Here is a 15,501-nt window from a genome sequence, read left to right as displayed (position 1 = left end):
ATCATGTCAAACCGATTGTTTACCATGATTAAATCGTTTTTCATCCCTATCCTTGCCATTGTTACGTTACTTGTAATTGCTGGGTTTACATTATCAGGGTGTCAAAATGAAAAATCGATTCAGGACCGTTACCCGTTAGAATCCGTCGCAAAAGATGGTAAGCAAGAATCATATGTATATAGGGCTGCCAATAAATCAGTTCCAGAGATTGCAAAAGAACTGATTGATGAAAATAAGCCCAAGCAAGCATCTAAAGAAGATGAAAACCAGATGTTTCTCGTTTATCCTGACAAAATGTATAATTTGCAAAAGGATAAAGAAAAACCATCAGATACCATTATTGAAATAAGTAATACAGAATATGTACGCCAAAATTACCAGCCATCTTTCTTACAAGGTTATATTTTGGCAAGTATATTAGACGATATATTTGATTCACGTAAATCGTATCATGGTGATTACCGCGGATATACAGATCGGAAAAATCATAAACCGGTTATTCCAGAAAGACCGCCTACGAAAGAAGAGAAGAAGACACCGCCGCCTATTACAAAGCAAGGTAAAGGTTCTATTATTAAGAGAAGTGATAAAGTAGAGCCAAAGACCTCTGTAGGGGATAAAGGAAGCATTATAGAAAAAGAAACTAAAACTGTTCCGCCGTCTACAGAGAATAAGGGAAAGATTATCAAATCACCAGGCGGTTCTACTGAATCTGATGTAAAACCGAAATCATCGATTAAAAGCCCGCCGAAGAATACGTCTCCCCCTAAAACAAGGGTTGGCGGTTCAGGGAAAATTACGAAGAGACGATAAAGGAAATCCCAAGGAGCAGAGTAGATGCTTCTTGGGATTTTTTATGATTATTTACGCCTATTTTACAATTTCCTTACCTATAAACAGAATCTGTCCTCCGATAGCCAAAAGTAATATTCCACCTAATATATAAGGTAAATTGATAGGGTCTACTCCCTTCTCTAAAAATACTCCACTTACCATTGTGCCTATTGAGCCAGCAAAATAATTGATCGAGCTCAGCAAGGCAATTGAAATGGTTGCATGCTCTGGGCTAATTTCTAAAAGTGTTTTTTGTTGAGTAGCGAGTGTTGCCCATCCGGTACCACCCCAAAGGATTAAACAAAGGGCCAATAATACGGCACTTCCATGGAAAAGACTCATAAATATAAATGAGAAAAACATGATACACATTAAGTACACTAATACGATCTTTGGTTTCTTATACAAATCTATTATCAATCCAATTACAAAACTTCCTGCAATCCCGCCGATACCCCACATCCAAATAAAGAGGATCGACTTCTGAAATCCATATGAAACAACGATGGTATCTAAGTATGTATACAAGCCTAAACTGCAAAAACTTAATATCATGGTGATAAGCATGACAAGTGAAGTTTTTTTGTTTTTGAACATACTTAGCCGCTCTTTTAATGTCGGCAAAGGGCTAGATTCTATCATAGGGAATTTAGCAAAGAGAGCAAATATCCCGATTACCCCAACGGTAACGATAAACCACATTGCCATGCGCCAGTCATAAGCTGATGCAATATATATACCGAATGGAACACCAATTACAGTTCCGGCGCTCATTCCAAGTAAAATGGTACTTAAAGCTCTTCCTTTTTGTTTTTCAGAAACGAATGTAACAGCAGCAGCTGATGCTAATGGCGCGTATATACCGGCGCCTATGCCGGCTATTCCTCTAGAAATTAATAGAACAATAAATTGATGGGTAACAGCGGTGATAAAGTTCGAGAGTGTAAAAAGGAATAATGCTGCTAATAACGTATGTTTTGTATTCGCTTTTCTCATAAATGTAGCAAACAAAGGAGCTGCAATCGCATAACAAATTGTGAATATGCTTACGGTTTGCCCAGCTGTTCCAATTGAAACATGAAAATCATCAGCAATTTGGGGCAAAATGCCTGCCATTATATAAGCATCTACTCCTAATGCAAACATGCCAAAAGTTAATAATAATATTTTACTCAAAGTGAATCCTCCCTTAGATGAATTGGTCTATTTTTATCGTAACGAGTATAATAAAATTAGTGAAATTCATATTTTGAATGGGGGGTATGAGTAAAACTCATGACTATAGCTAGATATGAAGTGTTTCAAAAAGTAGTAGAGTTAGGGAATTTTACTAGAGCGGCAGAGCAATTAAACATGACACAATCAGCTGTGAGTCATGCGATTGCTAGTTTAGAAAGAGAGTTTGGTCATCCTTTATTACACAGAAATAAGCAGGCTGAAATTAGAAGAACCGAGTTTGCAAATCGTATTTTTCCACATATTCAAAATGTATTGAAGAGCGAAGCGGCGATTAAACAAGAGGTATCTATACAAAATAAGAGATTGGAGGGTACGATCAAAGTCGGGGCGTTTACAAGTGCAGCATCACAAATATTACCGCCTATGTTATTACATCTTAAACAGAGTTACTCGGGTATTAAAGTTTTATTATTTGAGGGTACATATGGAGAAGTAATTGAGTGGATTGATAATGGCACAGTGGACATAGGGTTTATTTTAGAATCAGATGTAAAAAAACAAATACAATCAATCCCAGTTAGCAAAGATGAAATCGTATTAGGGTTACCGAAAAATCATCCGTTAACGAATCAAAAAGTAATTGATATTAGGCAAGTTGATGGAATGGACTTTATTATGCCAAAAGGGCCGTATCAGCCATTAGTAATAAAAAACTTATCTGATCACCAAGTATGTCCCAATATCATATTAGAGGTACTAAATTGTGAAACGATTGTTAATATGGTATCACAAAATATCGGGATTACAATGGGACCAGAATTATTTTTTAAGTCACATAAAGATATTGAAATGAAAAAGTTAAAGCAAAAACAATATCGTTATATTCATTTAGCATTTAAAGAAAGATCGCCTATCATTGATGCTTTTTTTACATGTAATCAATTATCGATCCGTTCCTAAGGCTGTATGAAAACTAAAAAAGCCACCCTTTTTCGTTGGAGTGAACCCTGAGAATGAGACGATAAAAAACACCTCTCTAAATCGTAAGTATCAGTTATGATTTTAATGGAGGTGTTTTTCGCATGGGGAAAAAGAATCATTATCCCGCCGAAATAAAGTGGAAAGTAGTTGAAATGAAACACCAAGGATTCAAAAATAAAGAAATTATGGATGCCTTAGGAATTAAACATGTGGCTCAAATTAAAACTTGGATGAAATGGTATCGTGAAGGCGAAACCTATCGGTTTGAACAATCTATTGGAAGACAATCTGCACATGGAAAAGGTTTAAAAAAGTTAACAGAACTTGAACAAAAAGAATTAGAAATACGTTATTTAAAGGCAAAGATTATATTGCTGGAAAAGTGCCAAGAAATTTTAAGGAGGTGGGAGGAAAAGAAGAAATAATGAAAATGATAAAGGAATGGCAATCAACTTTCACAATTGCAGAACTGTGTTCCATATTTAATATTTCACGTGCTACTTATTATCGTTGGAAAAAGCACGAGAAAACAGTAACTAATCATGAAGAAAAAACCGTAATAGAAATATGTCAACATCATAAATATCGGTATGGATATCGTCGGGTTACAGCTTGTCTACGTGATCAATTTAACATCGTAATGAATCATAAAAGAGTATTACGTATCATGAGAAAATACAACGTATTATCTCGAGTTAGAAAAAAGAAAAAGATATTTGTGCTCGGTCATGAACCAGTGGTAGCTAAAAATAGAATACAACGGAGATTTAAAGCTACCAAGCCTAATGAAAAATGGTTCACTGATATCACGTATTTGATGTTCGGCAATAAGACTCTTTATTTTTCATCTATTATAGATGGGTTTAACAATGAAATTGTAAGTTATAAAATAGGTGAGACACAGGATGTTTCTCTTGTATTAGATACTCTAAAAGAGGCTTTAAGAAAGCGAAATGTGATTGATACGATTTTGCATTCGGATCAAGGAAAAGTGTATACATCAAAACAATTTCAAACATATGCCAAAGAAAAAGGCATTATCACAAGCATGTCTCGTACAGGAAACTGCCATGATAATGCCCTCATAGAATCCTTTCATTCTCATTTGAAATCCGAAGGATTCTATGCGCAAAATATAAAACAATCGAATAATGCTAGTATAATACAAACTGTGGATGAATATATCCACTACTATAATAATGAACGGATTCAGAGAAAATTAGATAATATGTCACCTATAGCTTATAGGAAACATGTTGTCTAGGTGTTTTTTCTTTGTCTCACCAAATGGGGTCAGACCATTCGAAAGGATGGCTTTTCCGGTATAAATTAACTAAATAAAAAGCTCATGGCTGATAAAAAGACAGCGAACCCTAAAATAACTCCTACGACCTTCATATGACGCTTCCGACTCATTACAACGATTGCAATATATTCTCGAATCATCGCATTTGGCCAGTAATAGAAAGCAGTTTTGGAACCGATTCCTTGGCTATTTAATCCAGCTTGCTTTGCATATAAGCCAGCGCGGAATAGATGAAAGTTGTTCGTTGTAAAGATGCTCTTATACTTGTCTTTTAATGAATCCATAATTTGTTTTGAGAAGAGCATGTTTTGATACGTATTGACGGAACGATTTTCTTGTATGGTATGTTCAATCGGAATGCCTTTTTCAACAGCATACTTTTGCATCGCTTCAGCTTCAGGAAGATTTTCATCTGGTCCTTGTCCACCAGAAAAAATGATTGTAGGCGGAGTAGTGACAGCAGCCTGTTTCCAGTAAAAATCAATTGCTTTATTAATTCGACTTGCTAAAAGTGGCGGTACTTTATCGTTAATTAATCCACTGCCAAGAACGATAATGAAATCTTGATTACGCCGTGGTCTGTTAAATTGATACAGAAAATAAGCTGTTAAGAAAGTTGATATATGGAAAAAGAAATATAAACTAATGAAAAATACTCCTGTAAAGATCGGCTGGAAATGAGGAGATAAAAATCGTGTTGGATCCAATAGTGAGAATAGCATAGTGCATAAAATACCTAACCCAGCAATCAAAGTTAAACAGTTAGAAAAACGTCGGCCTTCTTTTCTCATCAAGATTCTTGCGTTAAGAAATAGTCCAATCATTAAAGCAAATATACCAAAGGATAACATAAAAAGAATAATTAAAAATGGTATGATTGCAATGAATCTAAGTATCCCATTATTCGAGCTGAAACCTAAATAAAGGAAAAGGATAAGGGATGAACAAAAGAATAAATTAAATAGAAATCCGATTAATAAGCTTCTGGGATCTTTTACATAAAAGAATAGAAAAATAAGGAATAAAATAAGCGTAATACTTCCAAAAAACATCAATTTTGTAAACACCTCAATTTTTTTATGAATAATGGCCTCATTTATTATATATTACATTTTGTAAATAACGTAGTTAAATGTTGTAGAATATCTTTTTTACTGTAAACATGCTATTTTTTTAGGCTCTTTTCATAAACTGAAAATAACATAATGAAAGTGAGTGATAGTATGCCTGCTGTTATCGATGGTGTAGTTATTGAAAATTGCAATGGGACCATTAATTTAGGCGATAAATATAATGTACATCCAATCGAACAAACGAAAGCATATAACGGTTCTGGATCGTCTAATGTAGGATTTTCTGTGAAAGCTTTTAATGGAATTAGTGCTACAGATGTGTATGATAATGATAAGTATGATCAAGTAATACTAACTACGCTTTAAACGTAATATGTAAAATTGTATAGAATTGTTGTATACGTTATATAATACAATTTCAATAAAAACTGTTGGTCATTCCTCTTTAGCAAGATTGTTAAATTAGAGGCTTAACATCTTAGTGAAAATCATACGTATAAGCAAAAAAAGACACTCATTTTGAGCGTCTTTTTTCATTTTAGTGATACCCTTTCGCAGAGTCTTTGTGAATTTTTTCTTTAAAGATTGTGTAGCTCCACAATTGATAGCCGATAACGATTGGTACCATTACCATTGCGACGAAGAACATAATTTTTAAGTTTAATTCACTTCCTGCTGCTTGGTATAACGTTGTACTGTATGCATCATTAATACGTGATGGTAGCATTCTTGGGAACATACCTGCAAATCCAGTTGTCATAAACATTGCGATTGTTAGACAAACAAATGTGAATGCGAGACCAATTTTATGTTTGTAAACCATAATAATTGCCAGGACACTCATTAACATTGCAAGCGCTGGAAGAATGAATAGTACAGGATACTCCGTAAAGTTTTGGAACAAGTTTGTACGGTTTGCAGTTGCCACATAGAAGATGGCTAAAATGATGGCAGCTGCCATTGAAAATGGTTTTGCGATTTTATAAGCACGATCTGATACTTCACCAGTTGTCTTAATCATGACCCAAAGTGCGCCGGATACGACAAAGATTGCTGTGAAGAAAAGACCACCTAAAATACCGTAATGATTTAATAAGCTAAGTAATGTTCCTTCATAACCATCTTTTCCGATTTCCAGTCCATAGTATAGGTTTGCAAATGTAACACCGAATAAGAATGCGATGAGGAAACTACCAATTGCAAATGCCCATTTACAAGTACTTTGCCAAATTGGTGAATCATCTTTATGCATAAATTCAAGCCCTGCTGCACGAGCAAAAAGAGCAAGTAATACTAAAAACAATGGTGTATATAAGTAGCTAAACATATTTGCATATGTGATTGGGAAGGCGGCAAATGTTGCACCGCCCGCTGTAATTAACCATACTTCGTTACCGCCCCAGAACGGTCCGATTGCTTCTTGCATTTGATTTCGTTCTTTCCGATCTTTCGTAACGAACGGGAAAATCATTCCGTTACCGAGTGCATAACCATCGAGAATGAAGTAAACTGTCCAAATCACGCCCCATAAACCGAACCAAATAACTGCAAGCATATCATGAGACATGAGCTACACCTCCCTTAGTAGGTTCTTCCAATGCTGCAGGTCCTTTTTTCGCGAACTTCAGCATGAGGTATACATCTGCGATTAAGAGCAATGTGTAGAACAATACTAAACTAATTAATGAGAACCAAATCTGCGGGACAGAAATTGGTGAAACAGCTTCAGCTGTGCGCATCAATTTGTATACCGTCCATGGCTGGCGACCTGCTTCAGCAACAATCCATCCAGCGTTAATCGCAACATATGGAAGTAAGACAGACCACATTGTAATTTTTAAGAAACGTTTTGAGTTTTCTAGTTTTCCTTTTCGGTTTAAATAGAAACCAAACCAAGTGAGTGCCATGAAGAATACGCCAAGTGCAACCATTAAACGGAAGCTATAGTAAACAAGGTTTACGTTCGGACGATCTTCTTTCGGGATATCTTTCAAACCGACAATTTCTCCATCAAATGAGTTTGTATAGAAGAAGCTGCCGAGTTTTGGAATTGTAAATAATTCGAAGTTCTTCTCATTCTTCACATCGGGAATTTGGATGATTGAGAAGCCTTGACCTTTACCAGTTTCCCAAACTGCTTCCATCGCAGCACCTTTTGCAGGTTGCATTTTTGCAGCGAAAGCACCGGATTGGTGACCGATGAAAGGTGTTACAGTTGCTGCTAATAATCCTAAAACTAAACCAAATTTAAATGACTTTTTAAAGAACTCCACTTCGTTTTTACGTAATAAATGATACGCACTGATTGCCATAACGAAGAAAGAACCAACGATATAACAACCAACAACTGTATGGAAGAACATATGCCATGCATATGGATTGGTAACAAGTGCCCAAAAATCATTTAATTCAGCGCGGCCATTACGCACTACGTAACCAACAGGGTTTTGCATAAAGCCATTTGCTGTAATGATCCAAAGCGCGGAAATATTTGTTCCAAGTGCAACCATCCACATACAAAAAGCACGGAACTTTGGTGAGATTTTATCTTTACCGAATAACCAAATTCCCATGAAGGTAGATTCTAAGAAGAAAGCAACAAGCGCTTCGATTGCGAGCGGTGATCCGAAGATGTCCCCCATGTATTTTGAGTACTCTGACCAGTTTGTCCCAAATTGGAACTCCATCGTAATACCGGTTATGATACCCATGACGAAGTTTATCGTAAATAGCTTACCCCAGAAATTCGCCATTTTTCGATAAGTTGGGTTTAATGTGCGTGCATATTGTGTTTCCATACACGCTACTAAAATAACAAGTCCGATTGTGAGTGGTACAAACAAAAAGTGATAAAAAATAGTAATTGCAAATTGAAAACGACTCAGTAACAGAACGTCGGACATAATAAAGTTTCACTCCTTTTTAACATTATCTACATCTAGTTTATAGTGAAAATGTGAGCAAAGTATGGGACAGTTGTTACAGAGCTGTGTGTATATTATGAAGAAATTATGTCGGTTGTCTGAAAAATTATATATTTGCAATAAAGTAATATCCTTTTGGGATTTTTTAGATTTTGGTACACTGAGTATGTAGACTATATAAAAGAAAAGAGGGTCTTTTTGCTATGAAGTCATTAGAAGAGATTTTGCAGTATAATGAAAAATTCGTTGAAGAGAGAAAATATGAAGAGTATGAGGCTGGAAAATTTCCAAACAAAAAGATGGTAATTATTTCTTGTATGGATACACGCCTTGTTGAATTATTGCCAAAAGCAATGAATATGCGTAATGGCGATGTGAAAATTATTAAAGTAGCGGGCGCTGTTATTTCACATCCATTTGGAAGTATTATGCGTAGTATTTTAGTTGCTGTATATGAGCTTGGTGCAGATGAAGTATGTGTTGTTGGTCACCATGATTGTGGTATGGCAAAAATACAGGCGAGCAGCACAATTGAAAAGATGAGAGAGCGAGGCGTTTCAGAAGAAAAATTAGATACACTTCGCTATTCTGGAATCGATTTAGAGAAATTCTTACAAGGATTCTCTAGTGTAGAAGAAAGTGTAGAACATAGCGTTTCTGTACTTCGTAACCATCCATTACTTCCAGCCGAAGTACCGGTTCATGGTCTTGTGATTCACCCTGATACAGGGAAATTAGATCTTGTTGTGAACGGCTACGAAGCTTAAGAGTTTACTCTGTCATCCTTTTTATCTGGGACTGGATCAAATCCTCCTGGATGAAAAGGATGACATTTTAATATACGTTTTAGCGTTAGCCAAAATCCTTTGAAAGCGCCGTGTTTCTGAAAGGCTTCTAATCCATAATGCGAACAGGTTGGATAAAAGCGGCATGCAGGTGGTGTCATCGGGGAAATGAATTTTTGATAAAAGCGTATGATACCTATAAAAATCTGTTTCATAACCGTCTCCTTTTCAGCATATTCTTCTAGTATTATAGCACGGCTATACATAATACTTTACTAATTCGGAATTCCGTTATATCATATTGGATATAACGGAATTAAATTGAAAGCGGGAGAGATGTATTATGCCATCAGTAGAAAGCTTTGAATTAGATCATACGATTGTAAAGGCACCTTATGTAAGACATTGTGGTGTTCATAAAGTGGGTAGTGACGGTATTGTGAATAAATTTGATATTCGTTTCTGCCAACCGAATAAACAAGCGATGAAGCCAGATGTGATTCATACGTTAGAACACTTACTAGCATTTAATTTACGTAAATATATTGATCGTTATCCGCATTTCGATATTATCGATATTTCACCAATGGGTTGCCAAACAGGATATTATCTTGTTGTAAGTGGTACGCCAACAGTTCGTGAAGTCATTGATTTATTAGAACTTACATTAAAAGATGCGGTTCAAATTACAGAAATTCCAGCTGCAAATGAAACACAATGCGGTCAAGCAAAGCTTCATGATTTAGAAGGAGCAAAACGCTTAATGAATTTCTGGTTAAGCCAAGATAAAGATGAACTTGGGAAAGTATTTGGTTAATAGATGAAAAAGAGCTGCCTGTGAAAAGGCAGCTCTTTTAGTCCATGTGTATGTCATCTCTTATCGAAGCGACGATAGATGAGAAGGCACAGTTACTTTTGAAAGAACATAGGGGGCGAGCTCACAAACAAAAATTTAGCTGGCTTTTCCGTATGATTAAACCAATTGTGTGGTGTAGCAGATTCCATATGAATGCTGTCGCCAGGATGTAGATCATGCTCCTCGTTTTCTAATAGAATGGTGAGTACACCCTCTAGTACAAATACGAATTCCTGACCATTGTGAGAATAAGGATTTCCTTTTTTTTCACCAGGATGAAGCGTCACTAAAATCGGTTCGAAATGTGGATTTGAAACATTTCCAGAAAGATTCGTGTAAACAAAATGAGAGTAATTTACATGTTCTTCATTTTGCAGGCCGCGGCGTATGATATTTGTATTTGTTTTTTGCTCTGCTGCGAAAAAATAGCTAGGACTGATATGAAGTGCTTCTGATATTTTTTTCAAAGATTCTAGTGTAATAGAAGATTTCGAGCGTTCTACTTGAGAGATAAAACTAATAGATAGATTTGTTTTTTCAGAGACTTGTTTTAAGGTCATTCTTTTTTCTAAGCGAAGAGCTTTAATTTTGTTTCCGATATTTTCGTACATATGACAATCCCTCGAATAAAGTATTGGATAGAATTTTTCTTATGAAAGAAGTGTAAAGGAAAGTTTTGAGTTTTGCAAATTATCATTAAAAAATTCAGAAAAATTAGATAGGTATATTGTAAACTTATTTTTTCTGCATTATAATGACCCTAAGTGTATAGATGATATGAATTGCGTTTTTTTTACGAAACAAATTGAAGTGACACTTCAATTTGTTTTATCTTTAGTTAAATTCAGTGATGGGAGGAAGAAACATGTATCAAACATTTAAAGGGGCATATCCAGTTATTATTACACCGATGAATCAAAACGAAGAGATTAATTGGGAAGGTTTGAAACAAAATATTGAGCACTTTATTCAAGAAGGTGTAGCAGGTTTAGTTGTTAACGGGAGTACGGGAGAGTTTGTCAGTTTAACGAAGGAAGAGCGTTTTAAAGTTGTGGAAACAGCGGTGGAGCAAATTAACGGGCGTATTCCGCTTCTTGTCGGAACGGCGGCTGAAACGACAAAAGAAGCGATTGAATATACGCAGCAAGCGGAGAGAGCGGGTGCGAGTGGTGCATTACTTATTAATTCATATTACGCTCACCCAAAAGAAGAAGAGATTTATGAACACTTTAAAGCAGTAGCGGAATCCGTTCAGTTTCCAATTATGATTTATAATAATCCATTTACATCTGGTGTTGATATTAGCACAGAAACGATTCTTCGCGTCGGTCGTGATGTAGAGAATGTTACGCATGTAAAAGAATCAAGCGGTGATATTCGCAAAGTTCGTGATATTACAAGAAAAGGAAAAGGGGATATTGAAACATTCTGCGGTGCGGATGATTTAGTATTAGAATCTTTTTTAGTTGGCGCAACAGGGTGGATTTCAGTTGCAGGTAATGCGGTGCCAAAACTTGTAACGGAACTATTTGATGCGGTGCAAAATAAGGAACTAGAGAGAGCTTGGGAGCTATACGATAAGATTTTACCGCTATGTAGTTTTATTGAAGAATCAGGGAAGTATGTTCAAATTATTAAGAGAGTAATGGATTTAAAAGGGCAAACTGGTGGTCCGTCTCGCAAACCACGTCTGCCATTAACAGAGGAAGAAGATCAAAAGTTACAAGGAATTTTAGAAAACCTATTAACATTACAAAAATAAGAAGACCTGTGGTGTGATGTCAAGTAATGATTCTAGTAATTTAAACACTTAATTTGTTATTTCAGCTTAAAAAAGGCAATACGAAACTAGACCATTAATAATTTGTAAATTAATGGAATATAGAAGAAGGAAGAATGTCAGTAGACATCATCTATCAACGCTCCTTCCGGGCGTGTAAATTTGGTTGTTGCGTAGTAGCGCATCCACCAAACGAACAAATTTTCTTGCGGTTAATGCGAGGGCTCGTTTGTGCTTATGCTTAGGTACTTCGGCAGATTTTTTCGCATAATAGTCACGATATTCAGGGACATGACGCCTTACAGAGTTGGCGGCTTCAACTAAGTAATAACGTAGATACTGATTCCCTGATCGTGTTAATGACGTGTTTTCTGCAGTAAAGCGACCAGACTGATATTTCTTCCAGAATAGACCTGCGTATTTGGCGATTCGTGTTTCATCGGTAAAGCGTTCAATTTGACCAATTTCAGCCACAATACCGGCTGCGAATACAGGACCTATACCTGGAATGCTTTCAAGCGTTTGAGGTAGCGATGACATCAAACTTTCTATACCTTTCTCAATCTCTTTAATTTGAGCTTGATACGTGCGCATAATCTGGATGGAGGTGCTTAGTAGAAGGTCAATAGAATCTTCTACCACTTTACTTAAACGATAGGATCCTCTGACAGCTTTTTGAATGGATTTTGCTATTTCTTCTGGATTACCAAAACGATTTTTTCCTTTTTCCTGAAGAAAAAGAGCGAGATCTTGTAAGGGCATTTGAGCGAGTTCTTCTAAGCTGAATCGTTCTAAGAATAATTCCATCATGGCATTTCCGAAGACAGAGGACCCAACGTCTTGTGTAAATTGACTACACTTTAATCCTAAGTGTTGAAGAAAATGTTGTTTTTCTTTTGTTAAGGCATGTACGAGTTGATAACGAGAACGAGTTAACTGTTGTAAGGCAATGTATTGCTCTTCCTTCACAATCGACATCGTATGACGTCCAAAACGAACATAGTCTGCAATGACAAATGCATCAATGGCATCTGTTTTATCCATCTCTGGATAACTTTTCTTAAAGTTTGCAATTTGTTTTGGATTAATCATAAACACTTGAGAACCGTAGGTTCTTAGCTCCTTATCATTGTGAAGAAACATAGCTGGATGGTAGCTATAAATCGACGTAGATTCTAAGCCAATCTTAATCACTTCACAGGTTAATTTGGAAGCTGTGTTCAGAATTTTTTCTTTTAATATTATGGCTCCAGGTAAGTCATTTGTAATGGTGAACGATTCTAATCGATCACCTTCACCATTTAAAAAACAAACTTTTGCATCTTGAGAGCTCACATCTAAACCAACAAATAGTTTCATGAGAGAGTTCCTCCTTTCTTTTAGAATCATTGGAAAATCTCTTTCTTGGACGTCTGGGGATATCCCTAGTGTGAACGCTGACCAACATCCTCGTGTATAAGAACTTACCCTTGCTTCAAAAGCCGCCCTAGCGCTACTAACAGCTAGGTTTGAATTAAGGAGAACAGCCTGTGAGTAGGAAGAATAAAGCGAACACTGGGAAACAGTCTTTTAATGTAGTTAAAGCCTACAGGGAGAGGGAGAATTGTCCCAAATGATCCTTACTTTCATTATCTAGGAATATCCTCAGACGTCCAAGAGAACATTGTGTTAAATCGTCGCTTGAAAGAGTAACTAAAAAATAATATACGAGGGAGAGAGAGTATGCTAACGACAAGCCAAGATTTAAAACCAAAAGTTCAAGCGTTCCTGGAAGGGAAAAAGGAATTATTTATCGATGGGAAATTCGTTCCAGCAGTAAGTGGAAAAACATTTAACGTTTGGAATCCAGCGACAGAGGAAGTACTTGCTGTTGTATGTGAGGCAGGAGAAGAAGATGTGAATATTGCAGTGAAAGCTGCTCGTAAAGCGTTTGAAGAAGGAACTTGGTCAAAAATAAGTGCAGCAGAACGAGCGCACTTGATTTACAAGCTTGCAGATTTAATCGATGAGAATAAAGAAGAACTGGCGCAGCTTGAGGCACTAGACAATGGAAAACCATATAAACAGGCGCTTGAAGATGATATTGCAGGGACAGTTGATCATTTCCGTTATTATGCGGGATGGGCAACAAAGATTCTTGGGCAAACAATTCCAATTTCACCGGAATATTTAAACTATACACGCCATGAACCAATTGGCGTTGTCGGACAAATTATTCCGTGGAACTTTCCATTATTAATGGCTGCTTGGAAGTTAGGGGCAGCGCTGGCAACGGGTTGTACAATTGTTTTGAAACCAGCAGAGCAAACGCCGCTCTCTCTTCTATATACAGCGCAGTTATTTAAAGAAGCTGGATTCCCAGATGGTGTAGTCAATTTTGTTCCTGGTTTTGGCGGAGGTGCTGGTGAAGCGATTGTGAATCATCCGGATATCAATAAAGTTGCTTTCACAGGATCAACTGTTATTGGAAAAGGGATTATGCGTAAAGCAGCGGAGACGATAAAGCACGTCACATTAGAACTTGGCGGGAAATCACCAAATATTATTTTAGAAGATGCTGATCTTTCAAAGGCAATCCCTGGGGCATTTAACGGCATTATGTATAACCATGGTCAAAACTGTAGCGCAGGCTCACGCATATTTGTTCATCGAAAGCATTATGAAAAAGTCGTTAGTGAATTAGGAACAATGGCGAATGAAGTGAAAGTAGGACATGGATTAGACCCTGAAACAGAAATGGGACCTCTCGTATCGAAGAAGCAACAAGAACGTGTACTTAGCTACATTAAGAGCGGAATAGAAGAAGGCGCAAAACTTGTAGCGGGCGGCGTGAAGGAATTTGAAAAAGGATATTTCGTGGCGCCAACTGTATTTGCAGATGTAACGGATAATATGAAAATCGCGCAAGAAGAAATCTTTGGCCCAGTTGTTTCTATCTTACCTTTTGATGAGATAGAAGAAGTTATTGAACGAGCAAATAATACACCGTACGGTTTAGCAGCTGGTGTATGGACAGAAAATGTAAAAACAGCGCATAAAGTTGCGAATCAATTAAAAGCAGGTACAGTGTGGATCAATAGTTATAATTTAGAAAATGCCGCATCGCCATTTGGAGGATATAAACAATCTGGTATCGGCCGTGAAATGGGTTCGTATGCGCTTGATAATTATACGGAAGTGAAGAGCATTTGGGTGAATTTGGAGTAGCTCGAGAGAAGGATATGGATACCATATCCTTTTTTTCTACAAAAATATATGTCTATTTTTTGTTCAAAAAGGGAGGATGAATGATGAGAGGAGAATAAATCCAAAACTAGATGTGCATCCAGCTGATACAACAGGTTCGTATGCGTTAGCATTTATTTCTGGTGGAATTATTGCTGGATGCGTGGCGCTTTGTTATTGGTTTATTGTCCAGAAGCCGATTGAGGTAAACTAAGTAAAAAAACGGTATGCGCTAGAGAAGAATCAAAAAGCTTCCTGTATAAAAACAGGGAGCTTTTTATAGTCTCAAGAACATCTTAGGGGAGTTAATCAATAAAAATTCAGAGGATTTTCTGCGCAATTAAACCAATTATGAGAGATTGAATTATTATATGTAATCCATTTTAAACTGCAAAGTAAAATGATGCGGTATTTTTTTACTAAAATATGTACAAAAATGATGCGATTTTTTACTAAAAAAATTTTGACTTTTTTGAATTTTTTTAGTAAAAAGATAATAAGTCTTTATTTTTTGTAGAATGAATTCGGAATTAGAATGGAAAACCTTTTTAGTTCGTA

The 15,501-nt window shown here is 36.4% G+C and carries 16 protein-coding genes; 9 read left to right on the top strand and 7 right to left on the bottom strand.

Annotated features, from left to right (window positions below; genetic code table 11):
- The first annotated feature begins 3 nt into the window (after positions 1-3).
- Complete coding sequence (locus QRY57_RS23690; RefSeq protein ID WP_286016271.1) at positions 4-813, top strand: DUF4247 domain-containing protein; 810 nt, start codon at positions 4-6, stop codon at positions 811-813.
- Positions 814-870: 57 nt separating this feature from the next.
- Here QRY57_RS23690 and QRY57_RS23685 read toward each other — a convergent pair whose 3' ends face one another.
- Positions 871-2,010 (bottom strand): MFS transporter, encoded by a 1,140-nt coding sequence (locus QRY57_RS23685; protein WP_286016270.1) that lies wholly within the window; start codon positions 2,008-2,010, stop codon positions 871-873.
- 99 nt (positions 2,011-2,109) lie between these two features.
- Here QRY57_RS23685 and QRY57_RS23680 point away from each other — a divergent pair, with 99 nt between their 5' ends.
- Positions 2,110-2,973, top strand: a complete 864-nt coding sequence (locus QRY57_RS23680; protein ID WP_286016269.1) for a LysR family transcriptional regulator — start codon at positions 2,110-2,112, stop codon at positions 2,971-2,973.
- A gap of 122 nt (positions 2,974-3,095) precedes the next feature.
- A protein-coding gene (locus tag QRY57_RS23675) for an IS3 family transposase (RefSeq protein ID WP_286015498.1) occupies positions 3,096-4,258 on the top strand; the annotation gives its coding sequence in 2 pieces (ribosomal slippage) (positions 3,096-3,363 and positions 3,363-4,258; 1,164 coding nt in all).
- 65 nt (positions 4,259-4,323) lie between these two features.
- On the opposite strand, the gene QRY57_RS23670 is transcribed toward QRY57_RS23675, so the two are convergent.
- Entirely contained in the window at positions 4,324-5,352 is a 1,029-nt protein-coding gene (locus QRY57_RS23670) for a YdcF family protein (RefSeq protein WP_286017925.1), read from the bottom strand.
- 153 nt (positions 5,353-5,505) lie between these two features.
- On the opposite strand from QRY57_RS23670, the gene QRY57_RS23665 reads away from it, so the two are divergent.
- The gene (locus QRY57_RS23665; protein ID WP_286016268.1) at positions 5,506-5,739 is read left to right on the top strand and encodes a spore germination protein; all 234 of its coding nucleotides are present in this window, start codon (positions 5,506-5,508) and stop codon (positions 5,737-5,739) included.
- A 172-nt stretch (positions 5,740-5,911) separates the two neighbouring features.
- Here the strand turns inward: QRY57_RS23665 and cydB are convergent, their stop codons facing one another.
- Together cydB and cydA are read right to left on the bottom strand one after the other, a co-directional pair.
- Positions 5,912-6,940: a cytochrome d ubiquinol oxidase subunit II gene (cydB, locus tag QRY57_RS23660; RefSeq protein ID WP_286016267.1), complete on the bottom strand. Its 1,029-nt coding sequence runs from the start codon at positions 6,938-6,940 to the stop codon at positions 5,912-5,914.
- Positions 6,930-8,276, bottom strand: a complete 1,347-nt coding sequence (gene cydA, locus QRY57_RS23655; protein ID WP_286016266.1) for a cytochrome ubiquinol oxidase subunit I — start codon at positions 8,274-8,276, stop codon at positions 6,930-6,932. Before cydA ends, cydB begins: the two co-directional genes overlap by 11 nt.
- A gap of 224 nt (positions 8,277-8,500) precedes the next feature.
- Here cydA and QRY57_RS23650 point away from each other — a divergent pair, with 224 nt between their 5' ends.
- Positions 8,501-9,064, top strand: a complete 564-nt coding sequence (locus QRY57_RS23650; protein WP_090688143.1) for a beta-class carbonic anhydrase — start codon at positions 8,501-8,503, stop codon at positions 9,062-9,064.
- Here QRY57_RS23650 and yidD read toward each other — a convergent pair.
- On the bottom strand, positions 9,061-9,297 hold the full coding sequence (gene yidD, locus QRY57_RS23645; protein ID WP_286016265.1) for a membrane protein insertion efficiency factor YidD: 237 nt from the start codon (positions 9,295-9,297) through the stop codon (positions 9,061-9,063). The two genes, QRY57_RS23650 and yidD, sit on opposite strands and share 4 nt — an antisense overlap.
- A gap of 128 nt (positions 9,298-9,425) precedes the next feature.
- Between yidD and luxS the strand changes: the two genes are divergently transcribed.
- Complete coding sequence (gene luxS / locus QRY57_RS23640; protein ID WP_026593833.1) at positions 9,426-9,899, top strand: S-ribosylhomocysteine lyase LuxS; 474 nt, start codon at positions 9,426-9,428, stop codon at positions 9,897-9,899.
- A 92-nt stretch (positions 9,900-9,991) separates the two neighbouring features.
- Here the strand turns inward: luxS and QRY57_RS23635 are convergent, their stop codons facing one another.
- A complete protein-coding gene (locus QRY57_RS23635) occupies positions 9,992-10,549 on the bottom strand; it encodes a helix-turn-helix domain-containing protein (protein WP_026593832.1) in 558 nt (185 codons plus the stop codon).
- A 254-nt stretch (positions 10,550-10,803) separates the two neighbouring features.
- On the opposite strand from QRY57_RS23635, the gene dapA reads away from it, so the two are divergent.
- Positions 10,804-11,700, top strand: a complete 897-nt coding sequence (dapA, locus tag QRY57_RS23630; RefSeq protein ID WP_026593831.1) for a 4-hydroxy-tetrahydrodipicolinate synthase — start codon at positions 10,804-10,806, stop codon at positions 11,698-11,700.
- Positions 11,701-11,847: 147 nt separating this feature from the next.
- Here the strand turns inward: dapA and QRY57_RS23625 are convergent, their stop codons facing one another.
- Positions 11,848-13,077 carry an IS110 family RNA-guided transposase gene (locus QRY57_RS23625; protein WP_098019289.1) on the bottom strand — a complete coding sequence of 410 codons (1,230 nt, stop codon included), beginning with the start codon at positions 13,075-13,077 and terminating at the stop codon, positions 11,848-11,850.
- Positions 13,078-13,440: 363 nt separating this feature from the next.
- Between QRY57_RS23625 and QRY57_RS23620 the strand changes: the two genes are divergently transcribed.
- Both QRY57_RS23620 and QRY57_RS23615 read left to right on the top strand, forming a co-directional pair.
- Positions 13,441-14,925, top strand: a complete 1,485-nt coding sequence (locus QRY57_RS23620; RefSeq protein WP_286016264.1) for an aldehyde dehydrogenase family protein — start codon at positions 13,441-13,443, stop codon at positions 14,923-14,925.
- Positions 14,926-15,001: 76 nt separating this feature from the next.
- A complete protein-coding gene (locus QRY57_RS23615) occupies positions 15,002-15,157 on the top strand; it encodes a hypothetical protein (protein ID WP_286016263.1) in 156 nt (51 codons plus the stop codon).
- The last annotated feature ends 344 nt before the right edge of the window (positions 15,158-15,501 follow it).

The organism is Bacillus arachidis (genome assembly GCF_030285945.1).
In the GTDB taxonomy this organism is placed as follows: domain Bacteria; phylum Bacillota; class Bacilli; order Bacillales; family Bacillaceae_G; genus Bacillus_A; species Bacillus_A arachidis.
The sequence above is the reverse complement of the archived record's forward strand: the minus strand, read 5'-3'. Positions and strand labels throughout refer to the sequence as shown.

Coding starts and splice junctions, on each gene's coding strand:
- QRY57_RS23690 (WP_286016271.1), top strand. CDS start 4: ATGTCAAACCGATTGTTTACCATGATTAAATCGTTTTTCATCCCTATC.
- QRY57_RS23680 (WP_286016269.1), top strand. CDS start 2,110: ATGACTATAGCTAGATATGAAGTGTTTCAAAAAGTAGTAGAGTTAGGG.
- QRY57_RS23670 (WP_286017925.1), bottom strand. CDS start 5,352: ATGTTTTTTGGAAGTATTACGCTTATTTTATTCCTTATTTTTCTATTC.
- QRY57_RS23665 (WP_286016268.1), top strand. CDS start 5,506: ATGAAAGTGAGTGATAGTATGCCTGCTGTTATCGATGGTGTAGTTATT.
- cydB (WP_286016267.1), bottom strand. CDS start 6,940: ATGTCTCATGATATGCTTGCAGTTATTTGGTTCGGTTTATGGGGCGTG.
- cydA (WP_286016266.1), bottom strand. CDS start 8,276: ATGTCCGACGTTCTGTTACTGAGTCGTTTTCAATTTGCAATTACTATT.
- QRY57_RS23650 (WP_090688143.1), top strand. CDS start 8,501: ATGAAGTCATTAGAAGAGATTTTGCAGTATAATGAAAAATTCGTTGAA.
- yidD (WP_286016265.1), bottom strand. CDS start 9,297: ATGAAACAGATTTTTATAGGTATCATACGCTTTTATCAAAAATTCATT.
- luxS (WP_026593833.1), top strand. CDS start 9,426: ATGCCATCAGTAGAAAGCTTTGAATTAGATCATACGATTGTAAAGGCA.
- QRY57_RS23635 (WP_026593832.1), bottom strand. CDS start 10,549: ATGTACGAAAATATCGGAAACAAAATTAAAGCTCTTCGCTTAGAAAAA.
- dapA (WP_026593831.1), top strand. CDS start 10,804: ATGTATCAAACATTTAAAGGGGCATATCCAGTTATTATTACACCGATG.
- QRY57_RS23625 (WP_098019289.1), bottom strand. CDS start 13,077: ATGAAACTATTTGTTGGTTTAGATGTGAGCTCTCAAGATGCAAAAGTT.
- QRY57_RS23620 (WP_286016264.1), top strand. CDS start 13,441: ATGCTAACGACAAGCCAAGATTTAAAACCAAAAGTTCAAGCGTTCCTG.
- QRY57_RS23615 (WP_286016263.1), top strand. CDS start 15,002: ATGAATGATGAGAGGAGAATAAATCCAAAACTAGATGTGCATCCAGCT.